General features: G+C 71.3%; 13 protein-coding genes and 1 tRNA gene. 5 read left to right on the forward strand and 9 right to left on the reverse strand.

What is annotated here, in order from left to right; all coding sequences use genetic code 11:
• The first annotated feature begins 67 nt into the window (after positions 1 to 67).
• A complete protein-coding gene (gene dnaB / locus FYW99_RS05540; RefSeq protein ID WP_150250898.1) occupies positions 68 to 2665 on the forward strand; it encodes a replicative DNA helicase in 2598 nt (865 codons plus the stop codon).
• 15 nt (positions 2666 to 2680) lie between these two features.
• Here the strand turns inward: dnaB and FYW99_RS05545 are convergent, their stop codons facing one another.
• The 7 genes from FYW99_RS05545 to upp all read right to left on the reverse strand — a co-directional run bounded on the left by FYW99_RS05545 (position 2681) and on the right by upp (position 8892).
• On the reverse strand, positions 2681 to 3487 hold the full coding sequence (locus FYW99_RS05545; protein WP_223838765.1) for an AraC family transcriptional regulator ligand-binding domain-containing protein: 807 nt from the start codon (positions 3485 to 3487) through the stop codon (positions 2681 to 2683).
• 138 nt (positions 3488 to 3625) lie between these two features.
• Complete coding sequence (locus FYW99_RS05550; RefSeq protein WP_150250899.1) at positions 3626 to 5296, reverse strand: TlrC/CarA/OleB/SrmB family ABC-F type ribosomal protection protein; 1671 nt, start codon at positions 5294 to 5296, stop codon at positions 3626 to 3628.
• A 605-nt stretch (positions 5297 to 5901) separates the two neighbouring features.
• Positions 5902 to 6132: a hypothetical protein gene (locus FYW99_RS05555; RefSeq protein ID WP_150250900.1), complete on the reverse strand. Its 231-nt coding sequence runs from the start codon at positions 6130 to 6132 to the stop codon at positions 5902 to 5904.
• A 468-nt stretch (positions 6133 to 6600) separates the two neighbouring features.
• Positions 6601 to 7110 carry a PH domain-containing protein gene (locus FYW99_RS05560; protein ID WP_150250901.1) on the reverse strand — a complete coding sequence of 170 codons (510 nt, stop codon included), beginning with the start codon at positions 7108 to 7110 and terminating at the stop codon, positions 6601 to 6603.
• A gap of 18 nt (positions 7111 to 7128) precedes the next feature.
• The gene (locus FYW99_RS31675; RefSeq protein WP_013155824.1) at positions 7129 to 7290 is read right to left on the reverse strand and encodes a hypothetical protein; all 162 of its coding nucleotides are present in this window, start codon (positions 7288 to 7290) and stop codon (positions 7129 to 7131) included.
• 308 nt (positions 7291 to 7598) lie between these two features.
• Positions 7599 to 7832, reverse strand: coding sequence for a hypothetical protein (locus tag FYW99_RS05565; RefSeq protein WP_150250902.1), 234 nt, complete (start codon positions 7830 to 7832; stop codon positions 7599 to 7601).
• Positions 7833 to 8238: 406 nt separating this feature from the next.
• Positions 8239 to 8892 carry a uracil phosphoribosyltransferase gene (gene upp, locus FYW99_RS05570; protein WP_017562890.1) on the reverse strand — a complete coding sequence of 218 codons (654 nt, stop codon included), beginning with the start codon at positions 8890 to 8892 and terminating at the stop codon, positions 8239 to 8241.
• A gap of 323 nt (positions 8893 to 9215) precedes the next feature.
• Between upp and FYW99_RS05575 the strand changes: the two genes are divergently transcribed.
• The 4 genes from FYW99_RS05575 to FYW99_RS05590 all read left to right on the forward strand — a co-directional run bounded on the left by FYW99_RS05575 (position 9216) and on the right by FYW99_RS05590 (position 10823).
• Complete coding sequence (locus tag FYW99_RS05575) at positions 9216 to 9716, forward strand: tRNA adenosine deaminase-associated protein (RefSeq protein ID WP_043705448.1); 501 nt, start codon at positions 9216 to 9218, stop codon at positions 9714 to 9716.
• Positions 9717 to 9760: 44 nt separating this feature from the next.
• The gene (locus tag FYW99_RS05580; protein WP_150250903.1) at positions 9761 to 10249 is read left to right on the forward strand and encodes a tRNA adenosine deaminase-associated protein; all 489 of its coding nucleotides are present in this window, start codon (positions 9761 to 9763) and stop codon (positions 10247 to 10249) included.
• On the forward strand, positions 10246 to 10728 hold the full coding sequence (locus FYW99_RS05585; protein WP_150250904.1) for a nucleoside deaminase: 483 nt from the start codon (positions 10246 to 10248) through the stop codon (positions 10726 to 10728). The genes FYW99_RS05580 and FYW99_RS05585 overlap by 4 nt, the downstream gene beginning before the upstream one ends.
• 10 nt (positions 10729 to 10738) lie before the next feature.
• Positions 10739 to 10823: transfer RNA gene (locus FYW99_RS05590), tRNA-Ser, on the forward strand.
• A 258-nt stretch (positions 10824 to 11081) separates the two neighbouring features.
• Here FYW99_RS05590 and FYW99_RS05595 read toward each other — a convergent pair.
• Both FYW99_RS05595 and FYW99_RS05600 read right to left on the reverse strand, forming a co-directional pair.
• Positions 11082 to 11942, reverse strand: a complete 861-nt coding sequence (locus tag FYW99_RS05595) for a LacI family DNA-binding transcriptional regulator (protein ID WP_150250905.1) — start codon at positions 11940 to 11942, stop codon at positions 11082 to 11084.
• A complete protein-coding gene (locus FYW99_RS05600; RefSeq protein ID WP_150250906.1) occupies positions 11942 to 14416 on the reverse strand; it encodes a glycoside hydrolase family 2 protein in 2475 nt (824 codons plus the stop codon). The genes FYW99_RS05595 and FYW99_RS05600 overlap by 1 nt, the downstream gene beginning before the upstream one ends.
• Positions 14417 to 14496: the final 80 nt, after the last annotated feature.

Here is a 14496-nt window from a genome sequence, read left to right on the forward strand (position 1 = left end):
CATGGGGCATCCTGGAAGGGTCGGCCCGTTCCCGGGTCGACGGAAGTGCCGTCCCGGGGGAGCGTTCGTGAGTGTCGCTGAGCAGCCACCTGAAGAAGGCGGATACGAGCGCACCCCGCCCCACGACATCCAGGCCGAGCAGAGCGTGCTCGGCGGCATGCTGTTGTCCAAGGACGCCATCACCCAGGTCGTGGAGATCATCCGCTCCGCGGACTTCTACCGCCCCGCGCACCAGATCATCTACGAGAGCATCGTCGACCTCTTCTCCCGCGGCGAGCCCGTGGACACGATCTCGGTCAACGCCGAGCTCACCAAGCGCGGCGAGGCCACCCGGGTCGGCGGCGCCCTCTACCTGCACACCCTCACCGAGGCCATCCCGACCGCCGCCAACGCGGGCTACTACGCCAAGATCGTCTCCGACCGTGCGGTTCTGCGCCGCCTGGTCGAGGTGGGTACCCGCATCGCCCAGATCGGCTACGCCGGCGACGGCGAGGTGGACGACCTGGTCGACCACGCCCAGGCCGAGATCTACAAGGTCGCGGAGAAGCGCACCGGCGAGGACTACGTCGCGCTGGCCGACATCATGCCGGGCGCCCTGGACGAGATCGAGGCGATCGGTGCCCACGACGGGACCATGACCGGCGTGCCCACCGGCTTCGCCGACTTCGACGCCCTCACCAACGGCCTCCACCCCGGCCAGATGGTCATCATCGCCGCCCGCCCCGCCGTGGGTAAGGCGCTGGCCCTGGACACCCCCCTCCCGACACCCGACGGATGGACCACCATGGGAGAGGTGGAGGTCGGCGCCGAGCTGATCGCCGCCGACGGGACCCCCACCCAGGTGGTTGCCGCCACCGAGGTGATGACCGGGCGTCCCTGCTTCGAGGTCGTGTTCGACGACGGCACCACCGTGGTCGCCGACGGAGAGCACCAGTGGCTGACCCACACGCGAGCCTCGCGACGCGCGGCCCAGGAGGCCGGGGCCGGGGGCACCGTTCCCCGCGTGCTGCCCGGGGTGCGGACCACCAGGGAGATCGCCCGGACCCTGCGCACGGAGACCGCCGACCGCGGGCTGAACCACTCGGTGGTCAACGCGGAGGCGCTCGGGCTGCCCGAACGCGACCTGCCCCTGCCGCCCTACTTCCTCGGCGCCTGGCTCGGTGACGGCGCCTCCACCGCCGCCCGGGTCACCAGCACGGACCCCGAGGTCCTGCTCAACATCGAGGCCGAGGGACTCGTGACCAAGCCGGTCGACTCCACCGGCATGACCTACGGTGTCTTCCTGCCGGAGGAGGACACCGCGCCCGCGGCTCGCGCGTGCGTGGTGTGCGGAACGGAGTTCGTGCCCTCCCTACCTCACGTGCGCAGTTGCGGGCAGCCGTGCGGGGGCAAGGCGCGCTTCGTCTCCGATCCTGTGCCGCACACCTCCTGCGCCGACTGCGGGCGTCCCTGCTTCGGACAACGCCGGTGCCGCGAGTGCGTCGGCAGCCACGGCAGTGTCCAGGCGCGGTTGCGCACCCTCGGGGTTCTGGGCGACAAGCACATCCCCCAGGAGTACCTGCGCTCCTCGTCCGACCAGCGGCGCGCCCTCCTCGCCGGTCTGCTGGACACGGACGGCACGGTGAACGCCACCGGCTCCGTGCAGTTCGCGGTCACCAGCCAGCGCCTGGCGAACGACTTCCGGGAGCTGGCGCACAGCCTGGGGTACCGCACTGGGATGTCGACCAACCGGGTCGACGGCCGGTCTGAGAAGTCCTCCACCTGCTACACGGTCACCTTCGGCTCCACGAACGAGGTCTTCCGGATCGAACGCAAGAGGCGTGCGCACCGGGAACGCGGCGCCGACCGCGGTTACACGCGGATCGGTTCCCGGTTCGTCACCGAGGTGCGGCCGGTGGGGAGCGTTCCGGTCCGCTGCGTGCAGGTGGACCATCCGGACCACCTGTTCCTGGCCACCCGGTCGATGGTCCCCACCCACAACTCGACGCTGGCCCTGGACTTCGCGCGCGCGGCGTCCATCAAGCACGACATGACCGCGGTCTTCTTCAGCCTGGAGATGGGGCGCAACGAGATCGTCATGCGCCTGCTGTCGGCGGAGGCCCGTGTGCCCCTGCACACCATGCGCTCGGGGCTGATGACCGACGAGGACTGGACCCGCCTGGCCAGGCGCATGGGCGAGGTGGCCAACGCGCCCCTGTTCATCGACGACTCCCCGAACATGTCGATGATGGAGATCCGGGCCAAGTGCCGACGGCTCAAGCAGCAGCACGACCTCAAGCTGGTCATCGTCGACTACCTCCAGCTGATGAGCTCGCCCGGCCGGGTGGAGAGCCGCCAGCAGGAGGTCTCGGAGATGTCCCGGTCCCTCAAGCTCCTGGCCAAGGAGCTGGAGGTCCCGGTGGTGGCGCTCTCCCAGCTCAACCGAGGTCCCGAGCAGCGCACCGACAAACGCCCACAAGTGTCTGATCTTCGTGAATCGGGCAGCATCGAGCAGGACGCGGACATGGTCATCCTGCTCTACCGCGAGGACGTGCACGACAAGGAGTCGCCGCGCGCGGGCGAGGCGGACATCATCGTGGCCAAGCACCGCAACGGCCCCACGGCGGACGTGACCGTGGCCTTCCAGGGCCACTACAGCCGGTTCGTCGACATGGCGCCCGGATAGGCCGCCGCGTCGACGTCAGTGCCGGAGGGTGCGGGGGCTCGTGGCCAGGCGCGCGGCGACCGAGTCCAGGGCGGGCGCGCCCAGGTCGAGTTCGGCCTCCAGCGCGGAGCGGAACAGATCGTGCCATCCGGGCACCGGGCGCGCGTTCTCCAGCAGCATTCCGGCGTGGTCGCGCAGCAGGTCGGCCACGCGCGGGTCGCCTCCGGGCAGGGGCGCGCGGGCGTCCTCGGCCCGGAAGGCGACGGTGTTGGCACCGGCGCCGAACTCCAGGCGGTCGGTGCCGAAGGCCCGGCGCAGCGGTCCGGTGGACGGCGGCGCGGGGTGGCTGAACCTGACGAGGGAGGGCACGACCTCCCTGCGGGTGGCCTCCCGGGCCCTGCGCAGGTAGTAGGCGAGGACGTATTCGTGGACGGCGGCGGAGGCGCGGGAGTCCTCGACGCTGGTGCGGTAGCCCACCTCCACGGAGCTTCCGAGGTCGCGGACCTCGTAGCGTTCCTCGGAGGCGGTGACGACCCGGTGGTAGGGCGTGCTCCGGACGAGGGCGTCGGCCAGGGTGGCGCCGTTGACGAGCAGGTAGTCCCAGGCGGGCATCGTGCCAAGGGGAGCGGAGTCGGCGACGCGCAGCCCGGCGGTGCCCTCGGGCAGGGTGTGGGCGAGCAGCGTCCACAGGCGGCCCAGCCCGGCCAGGGGGAGGCGGACGCGGTCGTCGACGGGGTACTCCGTGCCGGGTATCCTCGCCACGAGTTCTCCGGGTACCCCGGAGGTCAGCGCGGTGTCGCGCACGAGCTTCACCAGGTGTGCCGAGGCCGTCCCGTCGAGCATGGGGACAGCCTACGCGGAGGCCCCGCCGGGCCACGAGAATGGTGGTCGGGGCCCGCCGCGCAGCGGGCCCCGGATATCGGCTAGTCGTAATAGCGTTTTATGGACAAGCCGATTTGTCGACAAAGCGCTACGTCCCCTTCACGCGGTGTCGCTGACCACGATCCCCTCCCGTAGTTCCAGGCGTCGGCCGGTGAAGCGCTGCCGGGTCCTGCGGTCGTGGGTGACGACCACCAGCGTGCCCTCGTAGCGCGTCAGCGCCTCCTCCAGGTCCTCCACGAGACCGGGGGAGAGGTGGTTGGTCGGCTCGTCCAGCAGCAGCAGGTCGTGGGCCCCCGACGTCAGACGGGCGACCTCGATCCTCCGGCGCTGGCCCACCGACAGGGACGCCACCGGCTGGTCCAGCTCCCCGGGTCGGAACAGCCCGAGCGAGGCGAGCTCGTCGCGGTGGTCCTCGGGGAACCCGGGCCGCCCCGCGGCGTAGGCGCCGAGCACGGTCTGTCCCGCGGCGAAGGAGCCATCCTCCTGGCGCAGGTAACCGATCCGGCCGGGGACCGAAACCCGCCCCTCGTCGGGGACCGCGTCCCCGGACAGGATCCGGAGCAGGGTGGTCTTGCCCGCCCCGTTCGGCCCGGTGACCAGCACGCGCTCACCCGGGGCCAGGTCCAGACAGGGCACCTCCAGGCGGTGGTCCACCCGGACCCCCTCCAGTGATGCGGTCGGAGCGCTCTCCCGGGCAGTGCTCTCCCCGGCAGGGGTCCCGGTGAACCCGGCGGTCATCCGCAGCGGTACCGGCGGCGGCGCCACCGGGTTGTCGGTCAGCCTCTCCACCCTCTCCTTGGCGTTGCGGACGCGGCCCATGGAACCGTGCGCGGCCCCCCGCATCTTGAACGCCCCGTGGCCGAACGCGGCCTTCTCCATCTTGCGCGGGATGGCTTGCAGGGCCGCGATACTGTTCTCGGCCAGCCTGCGCTGCCTGGCCAGGTCGGCCTTCCACTCCTCGTACTCGCGGATCCACCGGGCCCTGGCCGAGGCCTTGGCGGCCAGGAACCCGTCGTAGCCGTTGCCGTACCGGTTGATCCGGCGCAGGTCGTGGTCGACCTCCAGGACGGTGTCGGTCACGTTGGCCAGGAACGCGCGGTCGTGGGTGACGGCCACGACCGTGCCCCGGTGGCGGCGGAGCCGCTCCTCCAACCAGGCGACCGCGCGGTCGTCCAGGTCGTTGGTGGGCTCGTCCAGCAGGAGCAGCTCGGGCGAGGCCGCCAGCATCGCGGCCAGGGCCAGGCGCGAGCGCTCCCCTCCGGAGAGGGTGCTCAGCGGGCGGCGCCGGTCCAGGCCGGGAAGGCCCAGCCCGTGCAGCCCGGCGTCGACGCGCGCGTCGGCGTCGTAGCCGCCGCGCGCCTCGAACCGTGCGAGCAGGTCGCCGTAGGCGTCCAGCTCCCCGGGGGTGGCGGAGCCGAGCGTGCTCTCCGCCGCACGCAGGCGCGCCTCCATGTCGCGCAGGACGGCCAGGGCGGAGTCGATCGCGTCGCCGACGGTGCCGGTGGAGACCCCCACCGCCTCCAGGGTCTGCGGCAGGTAGCCCACTCCTCCCGGAGCCCGGACCGTGAGTTCGCCGTTGGAGGGTTCCTCCTCCCCGGCGAGCAGGCGCAGCAGCGTGCTCTTGCCCGAGCCGTTGTCGCCGATGATCCCGACGCGCTCGCCGGGACTGATGGTGAGGGTGACACGGTCGAGCACGGTGTGGTCGCCGTAGCGGTGGGTGATGTCGTTGAGGGTGAGCTGGGACTGTGCTCGTACTCGGGCGGTGAGCATGCGCGCCTCCTGATCTGCGGTGTGGCTGGGGAAGGAGCCGCGGATCGACGGTGGGGCGCTGGCGTTCCGGGTTTCGGACAGGACGCGGCGGTGGCGCGTGTCCGGGGAGGGGAACGGTGAGGCCTTCCGTGGTCGACCGCGGTACGGCGACGCCGGGGAGCGTGGGTGATACCGCCGCGCAGCACGGGGCGCTGGCGGTGGTGGCTCGGGCGTCGGACGCGGGACTACAGGAAGATCAGCCTCATGGGGAAGACGATACGTCTCGTTTCTTAAGGCGTCAAGCGGGCTCCCGTGAGACGGACATCACTGGATGCCGGGTGGCGGAAGCCCTGTAAGGGCTAGCCGCATCACTCTTTATGGTCAAGCCGATTTGTCGACAAAGAGGCATGGCGACCGGAGGGCGCCGCGGTGAGGCGCGGTGCGGAGGTTCCGCACACGACGAGGGGCCGCCCCGCGGGGCGGCCCCTCCGCTCACTTCGGTTCGTCTGTGCGCCCGTGCGCCGGGCCCGTCCGGACGGACGGGCCCGGTCGGCCCCTGGGGCCGACGGCGAAGGCCTCCCCTGCCCGGAGAACCGGGCAGGGGAGGCCTTCGCGGCAGCCGCTGACTAGAGCCAGCGGACCTCGGGGCGGCTCCGACCGTTCTCGTCGGTGACCAGCACCCAGTGCATGATCGGGTGTCCCGACGTCGTCGCGTCGGCGTCCTCGCGGGGCTGTGGGACGTTGACCGGCTCGGTCGCAAGACCGGAGAGGCGGCTGGTCCCAGCCGAGAAGCGGATGCGCCGACGGGTCGTCGAGAACCGAGTGGGGTGGGGTGCACGGTCCGTCCTGCGCGCCATGGGACCCTCCTCGTTTCCGTTTCAGATGTCCCAAGTTAACCCTACGTTCACCTTCGAGTCAATTCGGCGGGCTGCGAGGCTTGGTCCATCGGGGGTTTCGACCTCCGTGTGGGGCCTGTTCGTAGAACTGCCCAGGTCGGAACGTTCTATGCGTGATGTGGTGGGTGCCGTACGTGGCGATCCGCTGACCTGCGTCGGGGGAAGAGGTGTGTCACTTCGGGGCAAGATGAACGGAAGGTGAACGAAGCGCGAAGGAGGGTGCTCGACCCGGGGCGCGCCGTGGTCCCGCGCGGTGGCCCGCCCGCCGCGGGCTCGGCACCGTGCTCGCCCCATCCGCCGGAAGGACGCCCGGCCGTGTACGACGGCCACGGCTCACCGGGACCCTCCCCCCCACCTGCCCGGAACACGGCAGGAGCACCCGCCGTCCCGGCGGGTGCTCCGTGGTCCTACGGTTTCGGGGTGCGGCGCTCACTCCTTGAAGATGAGCCCCACGACCTCCAGGTAGAGCTGCTCCGGGTAGGGGATGAAGTCGATCCGGCTCAGGGCCTGGTCCTGACCGGCCGACTCCATCACGAAGGTTCCGTAGCCGAGGAAGCGGCCCAGCAGGGTCCGCTCGAACCTCATGTCGGTGACCTTGCCCAGCGGCATCATGTTCACCTGCCGGATGATCAGGCCGGTGGTCAGCAGGAGCCGTGCGGAGGTGATGACGAAGTAGTCCACCGACCACTCCGCGACCCGCCACACGAACCACACCAACACCAGCAGCCACACCCACCAGATGATCGCCAGCGTCGCGGCGCTGGCGGCGATGGAGGTGTTGCTGAGGATCCCGGCGAGGATCAACGCGCCGAGGACCGCCCCGACCGGACCGATCAGCACCGCGGGGTGCCGACGGATGGTCACCACGTCCTGCTCGTGCGGCAGGAGATAGCGGTTGACCGACGCAGGAGCGCTGTTACTCGACGCTACGAGCCGCATGCCACCCGACCGTTCCGGTTACAGGAGCGCGTTGACGAAACGGGACATCGACTCCGCGCCCCCCATCAGACCGCCCAGAGCACTCTCGATGACCCCGGCAGCGCTTTCTGGCTGTGTGAACAGATAGAACGCCACGAAAGCGATGAGCGCGTAGCCGCCCCATTTTTTCAACTTCGCCACGACTGACTCCTCTTGGAATCCACCTGACCCACCAACCCAGCAGTGATTGTCGCACTGACCATCATGCCCGTAAAGCCTGGGGCGCACCCTCGGCGTGGCGGTATGTCGGACCTTCCTCGCATGCGGGCTGTGTCCGGTTCCGGTGGTGTTGTTAACCCAGTGATTGGTGGTCCGGAATGTGGTTCAGGTCCATCGAGGACTATGACATTAAGGACATCGCTGGATATAAGAGGGTAATTCATCGCCCCCTGTGCAGGTCACCCGAGTACGGACAGGCCGAAAATCCCGGACGGGCCTGCTCGGAACCGCTAGGCCTGTTCGGCGAAGGCCAGCGCGAGCACCTGGAGGTGCTGTCGGGCGATCCGTTCCACGAGGTCGGGGGTGGCCTTGCCGGTCACGTCCTCGGCGCCGTGCCGCGCCGCGTCCACGCACCGGGTGATGGTGGAGGTGTGGTGCACCTCGGAGAACTCGTCGGCCAACCGGCTCCGCACCGGTTCGAAGCGAGAGTCGCGGGCGGTCGAGGTGGAGGGGTTCTCGTTCATCTCACTCCTTGGGGGCTACGGGGGTCGCTCTGCGTGTTCTTTCGGGGTCTTTCGGTAGCCGCTGGAGGGTGGACGAAGCGTCGCGCCGGAGGAGGCACGGGCGCGCGGTGTCAGCGGGCTGATGAGAGAGGGCGGGGGTGAGGGGTGTTTCGGTCCGGCTGGTCTCCGCTTACGGGCGGGCGGGAACCATCATCGCTCCTCTCTGTTACATTCCCGTCTCGAAATGAATTCGGCTAATGCGAAGCCGTGTCGGCGCTTGCGCCGACTCGCCGTGCCCACCTGGGCGGACGAGGCGGTCGGCAGCAGGCATGCCCGATTTTCGGACGTTCATTCCTTCGGTTGCAAAAAGAACCGAAAAAGCGCCCAACCGTGATCCGGCGGGCGCTGGGGACGGGGACGGCGGGTCTCAGGCGCAGCCGTAGAGGCGGTCGCCCGCGTCGCCCAGGCCCGGAAGGATGAAGCCCTGCTCGTTCAGCCGCTCGTCCACCGCTGCCGTCACCACGCGCAGGGTCGCGCCGTGGTCGGGGTCCAGGTCCTCGGTGAGCCTGTGCTCCACCGCGGTCAGGCCCTCGGGGGCGGCGAGCAGGCAGATCGCGGTGATGTGGTCGGCGCCCCGCTCCACCAGGAGCTTGAGCGCGGCGGCGAGGGTGCCGCCGGTGGCCAGCATCGGGTCCAGCACGTAGCACTGGCGGCCGGACAGGTCCTGCGGCAGCCGGTCGGCGTAGGTGGCGGGCTGGAGGGTGTCCTCGTCGCGGGCCATCCCCAGGAAGCCGACCTCGGCGGTGGGCAGCAGACGGGTCATCCCGTCGAGCATGCCCAGGCCCGCGCGCAGGATCGGCACCACGAGCGGGGTGGGACGTGTCAGCTGCGTTCCGGTGGTCTCCACGAGCGGGGTCCGGATGGTGACGTCCGTCACTCGGACGTCCCGGGTCGCCTCGTAGGCGAGCAGGGTCACCAACTCGTCGGTCAGGCGCCGGAAGGTCGGGGAGTCGGTCCCCACGTCGCGCAGGGTGGTCAGTTTGTGCGCGACCAGGGGGTGGTCGACGACCAGGGTTTCCAAAGCGTTCTCCGGTTGAGCTGGGACAACAAGACGGTGGCTGGGGAGGAGGCCTGCCCGAGTCTAACCGCGCGCGTCCACCGGACCGGAGGCGCCGCGGGCCGCGCGGCACCCGCTCCGGACCGGCGCGGCCGGGCGACCGGGGCCGTTCGGGGGGCGCGGGTGCGGTGGAGGGGCAGCGGGGATCCGGTTCTCATGAGAGCGTGGTCCGGAATGACGCGGACCAAGGGGGGCGGTGGCACCGGAGTGATCGTTACCATGTCACTCGCACGGGCGATCCGGGATTCCTTCGTCCGCACCGATACACCGGCCGGGTTGGGGTGACGATGACAGTGCTCGATCATGGTGACGACGACTCGGGCGACTTCGCGGCCATCGCGTACAGGGAAGAGGAGTACTGGGACGTCGACCTGCTCCCCGTGACCCTGACGCACGACCTCAAGGGGCTGATCCATGCCCTGCGCCAGCAGCCGAGCATCAGCGGCTCCCTCGGGCTGGTCTCGGTCGGCGACGACTTCTTCGTCATCGTGCGGGTCTACGGTGAGGACGTCTCCCTCTTCCTCTCCGACGTGACCGCCTCCGTGGACTGGCAGGTGGCCCGGGACGTCCTGGACTACCTGGACATCGACCAGCCGGACGACGACGACCTCGACCAGGTGCTGCCCGCGGGCGACCTGTCCATCGTGGCCGACCTCGGCCTGGACGAGATGGAGCTGGGCGCCCTGGCGGGAGATCTGGACCTGTATCCCGACGAGGTGCTGGCCAGCGTGTCCGAACGACTGGGATTCGCCCAGTCCTTCCAGCGTGTACTGGACGGTATGGGGTAAGGACCTGCTGGAGAAGAGCATCCGGGCGGACAGGAGAGCACGCGGTGTCGACCTTCGCAGCGGTCTTCGCTCCCAACGGGAGGACGTGGCGGGGAACCGAGGTCGAACTCGGGGACGTGGACGTCATCGACGACGTCACCGAACTGATGCTCGACTTCGCGACCGACCGGGGGAGCGGGGTCTCGATCCTGCTCGTGGAGGCCGACGACGAGTGGTTCGCCATCGTGCGCGCCGATGACGACGGCGGGGAGCCGCGCGTGTACCTCTCCGACGCGCGGGTGGTGCACGACCACCCGCTGGCCTCGATACTCTCCGAGGCCGGGGGACTGGGCGCGCCGCCGCCCTCCGAGAGCGCCGGGGCCCGGCCCGACCCGCGGCCCGACGGCGACGGCGACCTGCTCACCGACCTGGGCCTGACCGAGGAGGAGCTGCGCTCCCTGTCGGTCGGCGGCGGGGTCCTGCCCAGCGACGTCCTCGCCGTGGTGGCCGAGCGCGCGGGCTTCGCCGAGATCCTCGACGGTATGAGGCTGTGATCGGACGGGACGTCCTCGACGCCGCGCTGCGCTCGGCGATCGCCGAGGGCGAGGCCGCTCTGGAGACGGGCGACGTGCCGGTGGGCGCGGTCGTGCTGGACGCGGACGGCGCCGTCCTGGGAACCGGGCGCAACGAGCGCGAGGCCACCGGGGACCCCACCGCCCACGCCGAGGTGCTGGCGCTGCGGGCCGCCGCACGCGCGCGCGGCGAGTGGCGGCTGGGCGGCTGCACCCTGGTGGTCACCCTCGAACCCTGCACGATGTGCGCGGGCGCGACGGTGCTCTCCCGCGTGGACCGGCTGGTCTACGGCGCGCGGGACACCAAGGCGGGCGCGGTCGGGTCGGTGTGGGACGCGGTCCGCGACCCCCGCCTCAACCACCGCCCGGAGGTCGTCCCGCCGGACCTGGTTCCGCGGGAGCTCGCGGACAGGTGTTCCGATCTCCTGAGCCGGTTTTTCGCACGGCGCCGTATCCGGTAGAGTGGCTCGCGGTGGAGTCGCCTAGTGGCCGATGGCGCCCGCCTCGAAAGCGGGTAAGGGGCAACCCTTCGAGGGTTCAAATCCCTCCTCCACCGCACGAGGTCCACGTTCGCCCAGGTGAACGCGGGACCGGTAGAGGTAGCGAGGGCCGGTTGGTCCGAGCCGACGCACGGTGTGCGCGGCGCGGAGCAACCGGCCTTTCGCGTTCCCGGGGCCCGGCCCCGCCAGCCGGAGCGCGGTCCGGCAGCCGGGGGCGGCCCCGGAACGACATGTCGGCCTGTCGACAGGTCGTCCCGTCGACAGACCGACAAGCCGATAGACCGGCAGGGCGCCATGGCGCCCTGCCGGTGCGGCTACTCCCCGGCGGGAGCCGGGCCGGTGCTGCCCCGGGACACGAAGTGCGCCGCCGGTGACCACCGCTCCGCGACGGGCGTTCCGTCGGCGCACTCCAGGGCCGACTCCGCGACCGCGACCCCGTACCGGTACACGTCCACGCTCATGGTGGTGAGCGCGGGCGTGGCCAGGCGGCACATGGTCGAGTCGTCCCAGGCCACCAGGCTCAGCTGCTCGGGGACCCGCACGCCCAGGCCGCGGGCGGCGTCCAGTCCGGCCACCGCCATCACGTCGTTGTCGTACAGGACCGCCGTCGGGGGGTCCTCCCTCTCGAGCAGCCCGCCGGTGAGCCGGGCGCCCGCCTCGTAGGAGTAGTCGCCCTCCAGGACCACCGGGTCGGGCACCCCGGCCGCCCGGCAGCCCTCCACGAGGGCCTCCGTGCGGGCACGTGTGTGCAGCAGCTCCACTGGCCCGGTCACCCGGGCGACGCGCCGGTGGCCCAGCTCCAGCAGGCGTTCCAGCGCCGTCCGGACCGGGGACACGTGGTCGGTCAGGACGGTGGGCGTGGCGGGGTCCGGGACGGGGCTGCCCGCGACCACGGCGGGCAGGCCCAGCTCGCGCAGCGCGGCGGGGCGCTCGTCCCCCTCGGTCGGGTTGACCACCACGACCGCGTCCACCAGCCGCCGCTCCGCCCACCGGCGGTAGGCGGCCAGCTCGGCCTCCCGGTCGGTCACCAGGTGCAGCAGGACCGACATGTCGCGCTCGGCCATCCGCTCCTCGATCCCGGCGATGAACTCCATGAAGAAGGGCTCAGCGCTCAGCAGGCGGCGCGGCCTGGCCAGGACCAGCCCGACCGCGCCTCCGGTCCCGGACCCGTCCATCACACCCGCCGCGCGTGCAGGGAGTTGGCCGAGCGCAGGACGGGGGCGGCGGTCAGCGCCGCCGGGTCCACCTTCGCGTCCGTGCGCACCAGGAAGCTGTGCGTCTCCCCGGCCAGCAGGTCCACGAGCATGTCGTCCACCTCGGCGTCGGGGGCCAGCCGGTCAGCCATCAGGGAGACGTCCCTGGCGAAGGACGAGGCGCGCACCTCCACCCGGTAGCCGCCCTCCACGGGCGCGGCGGTGGCGGTCAGCGCGTCGGGGTCGTAGGACAGGTGGACGTCCTCGCGGAAGGGCCGCACGAGGCGGGCGTCGCGGGTCGTGGCCACGAGCACCTCCTCCTTCGTGTTCCCGGCCGCGAGCAGCTCACGCGCCAGGTCGAACTCCGCCGCGGACCGGGGCGGCACGGCCAGCTCGATCCTAGCGGTGTGCAGCACCTCGCCCCCGAAGGTCCGGCGCTCCGCGCTGACCGGCTCCGACCATGCCTCGTCGGTGTCGTTGACGGCCACCAGCACGAGCCGCCCGTCCCGGGGCTGGACGGTGAGCAGGCGCGGCGCGTAGGCGCGGCGCAGCCCGTACCAGAGCGGCTTGGGGCGCTCCTCGCCGTCCACGGCGGCCCAGGAGGTGACCGGCCAGCAGTCGTTGATCTGCCAGACCAGGGCGCCCGCGGTGCGCGGCCACCAGGACCGGTAGTGCTCGATGCCGAACGCCACCGCGCGGGCCTGGTTGAGCTGGGTGGCCCAGTGCCAGTCCTCGAAGTTCCTCGGCGTGGGCAGGTGGGCCGACAGGCCCCGGGCGAGCTTGCCGTTGCCGTCCTCGGCCTTCTGGTGCAGCAGGAAGGCGGGCGAGGTGGGCGTGAGCGGCTCGTCGTGCACCCAGTCGGTGAGGGTGGCCCAGGTGGGCGGCCCCTGGAAGCCGAACTCGGAGCAGAACCGGGGCACGTGGTCCTGGTAGGCCCGGTAGTCGGTCTGGTTCCACACGGTCCACTCGTGGCGGGTGCCGTGCGCCTCGTCGTTGGGGTGGACCTCCTTCGGGGTGAACCCCGGGGTGTAGGGGCTGCCGTCGGCGTAGAAGCGAGTGGGGTCGAGCTCGGCCACGACGCGGGGGAAGAGGTCGGTGTAGTAGCCGTAACCCCAGGTCCGGTCCCCGAGCCGCTCCTGCCAGCCCCAGTCCATGAAGCCCCAGAGGTTCTCGTTGCCTCCGTTCCACAGGGCCAGCGAGGCGTGCGAGGTCAGGCGCGCGACGTTCTCCCGGGCCTCGGCCTCGAACTCACTCCACAGCGGCTCCTCCTCGGCGTAGGCGGCGCAGGCCAGGAGGAAGTCCTGCCACACGAGGACGCCGCGCTCGTCGCAGACGTCGTAGAAGTCCTCGCTCTCGTAGATGCCGCCGCCCCACACGCGCAGCATGTTCATGTGCGCGCTGACGGTCTGGTCCACGCGCCGGGCCAGGCGCTCGCGCGTGATCCGGGTGAGGAAGTGGTCGTCGGGGATCCAGTTGGCGCCCTTGACGAAGATCGGCTTGCCGTTGACCACGACGGTGAAGGGGGTGCCGTGCTCGTCGGGCGCGGTGTCCACGGTGATGGTGCGGAACCCCACGCGGCGGTTCTCGGAGCCCAGCGGCTCGGTCTCCCCGTCCGCGGTCAGGGCGACGGACAGGTCGTACAGGGGCTGGTCGCCGTGGCCGACCGGCCACCACAGGCGGGCGTCGGGCACCTCGACCACGACGACTCCGGCGTCCGCGCCGGGCGCCACGGTGGCGGTGGCCCGCACACCGGCGACCTCGGCGGCCAGGACCAGGCCGGAGGCGGGAGCACTCCCGGACCACTCGACGTCGGCGTGCACCTCCACCCGGCCGGTGCCGTCCTCGCCGACGGTGACCAGCGGGCGCACCTGGGACAGGCGTGCGGTCCGCCACCGCTCCAGGCGCACGGGCTTCCAGATCCCGGCGGTCTGGAGGTCGGGCCCCCAGTCCCAGCCGAAGGAGCAGGCCATCTTGCGGACCATGTTGTACGGGTGGGTGTTGGTGTGCGGCCGCTCGCCGAGTTCCTCGCGGACCTCCTCGGCGTACTCCAGGGCGGACCGGAAGGAGACCACGAGCTCGTTGGCCCCGGCGCGCAGCGCGTCGCGCACGTCGAAGCGGTACCCGCGGTGCATGTTGGCGGTGGTGCCGAGCACGGTGCCGTTGAGCTCCACGGTGGCCACCGTGTCCAGGCCGTCGAAGGCCAGGTCGACGCGCTCGTCGGGGGCGGGCGCGTCGGCCTCGAAGGTGAGGGAGTAGCGCCAGCCGGCGCGGTGCATCCAGGCCAGTTCGGTCTCGTTGGTGTCCAGGTAGGGCTCGGGGATCAGCCCGGCGGCCAGCAGGTCCAGGTGGGTGCTCCCCGGGACCTGGGCGGGGACGGTGCGGCCCGCGACGTTCTCCGGGACGGGCCCGCTCGTGGCGGACAGCCGCCAGCCGTCGTGAAGGGTGTGACGGATCATCTGTGCCTCTCGGGGCTTCGGGGTCGGGGACCGCTCGGTGCGTGTCCGGGGAGCACGCTCCGTGGGGTGTCGCGGTCGTC

It is taken from the genome of Nocardiopsis deserti, assembly GCF_008638355.1.
In the GTDB taxonomy this organism is placed as follows: Bacteria; Actinomycetota; Actinomycetes; order Streptosporangiales; family Streptosporangiaceae; genus Nocardiopsis; species Nocardiopsis alborubida.

Bases quoted from the DNA above. Each gene is read 5' to 3' on its own strand.
- FYW99_RS05545 (WP_223838765.1), bottom strand. From the start codon at position 3,487: ATGCTCGACGGGACGGCCTCGGCACACCTGGTGAAGCTCGTGCGCGAC.
- FYW99_RS05550 (WP_150250899.1), bottom strand. From the start codon at position 5,296: ATGCTCACCGCCCGAGTACGAGCACAGTCCCAGCTCACCCTCAACGAC.
- FYW99_RS05555 (WP_150250900.1), bottom strand. From the start codon at position 6,132: ATGGCGCGCAGGACGGACCGTGCACCCCACCCCACTCGGTTCTCGACG.
- FYW99_RS05560 (WP_150250901.1), bottom strand. From the start codon at position 7,110: ATGCGGCTCGTAGCGTCGAGTAACAGCGCTCCTGCGTCGGTCAACCGC.
- FYW99_RS05565 (WP_150250902.1), bottom strand. From the start codon at position 7,832: ATGAACGAGAACCCCTCCACCTCGACCGCCCGCGACTCTCGCTTCGAA.
- FYW99_RS05575 (WP_043705448.1), top strand. From the start codon at position 9,216: ATGACAGTGCTCGATCATGGTGACGACGACTCGGGCGACTTCGCGGCC.
- FYW99_RS05595 (WP_150250905.1), bottom strand. From the start codon at position 11,942: ATGGACGGGTCCGGGACCGGAGGCGCGGTCGGGCTGGTCCTGGCCAGG.
- FYW99_RS05600 (WP_150250906.1), bottom strand. From the start codon at position 14,416: ATGATCCGTCACACCCTTCACGACGGCTGGCGGCTGTCCGCCACGAGC.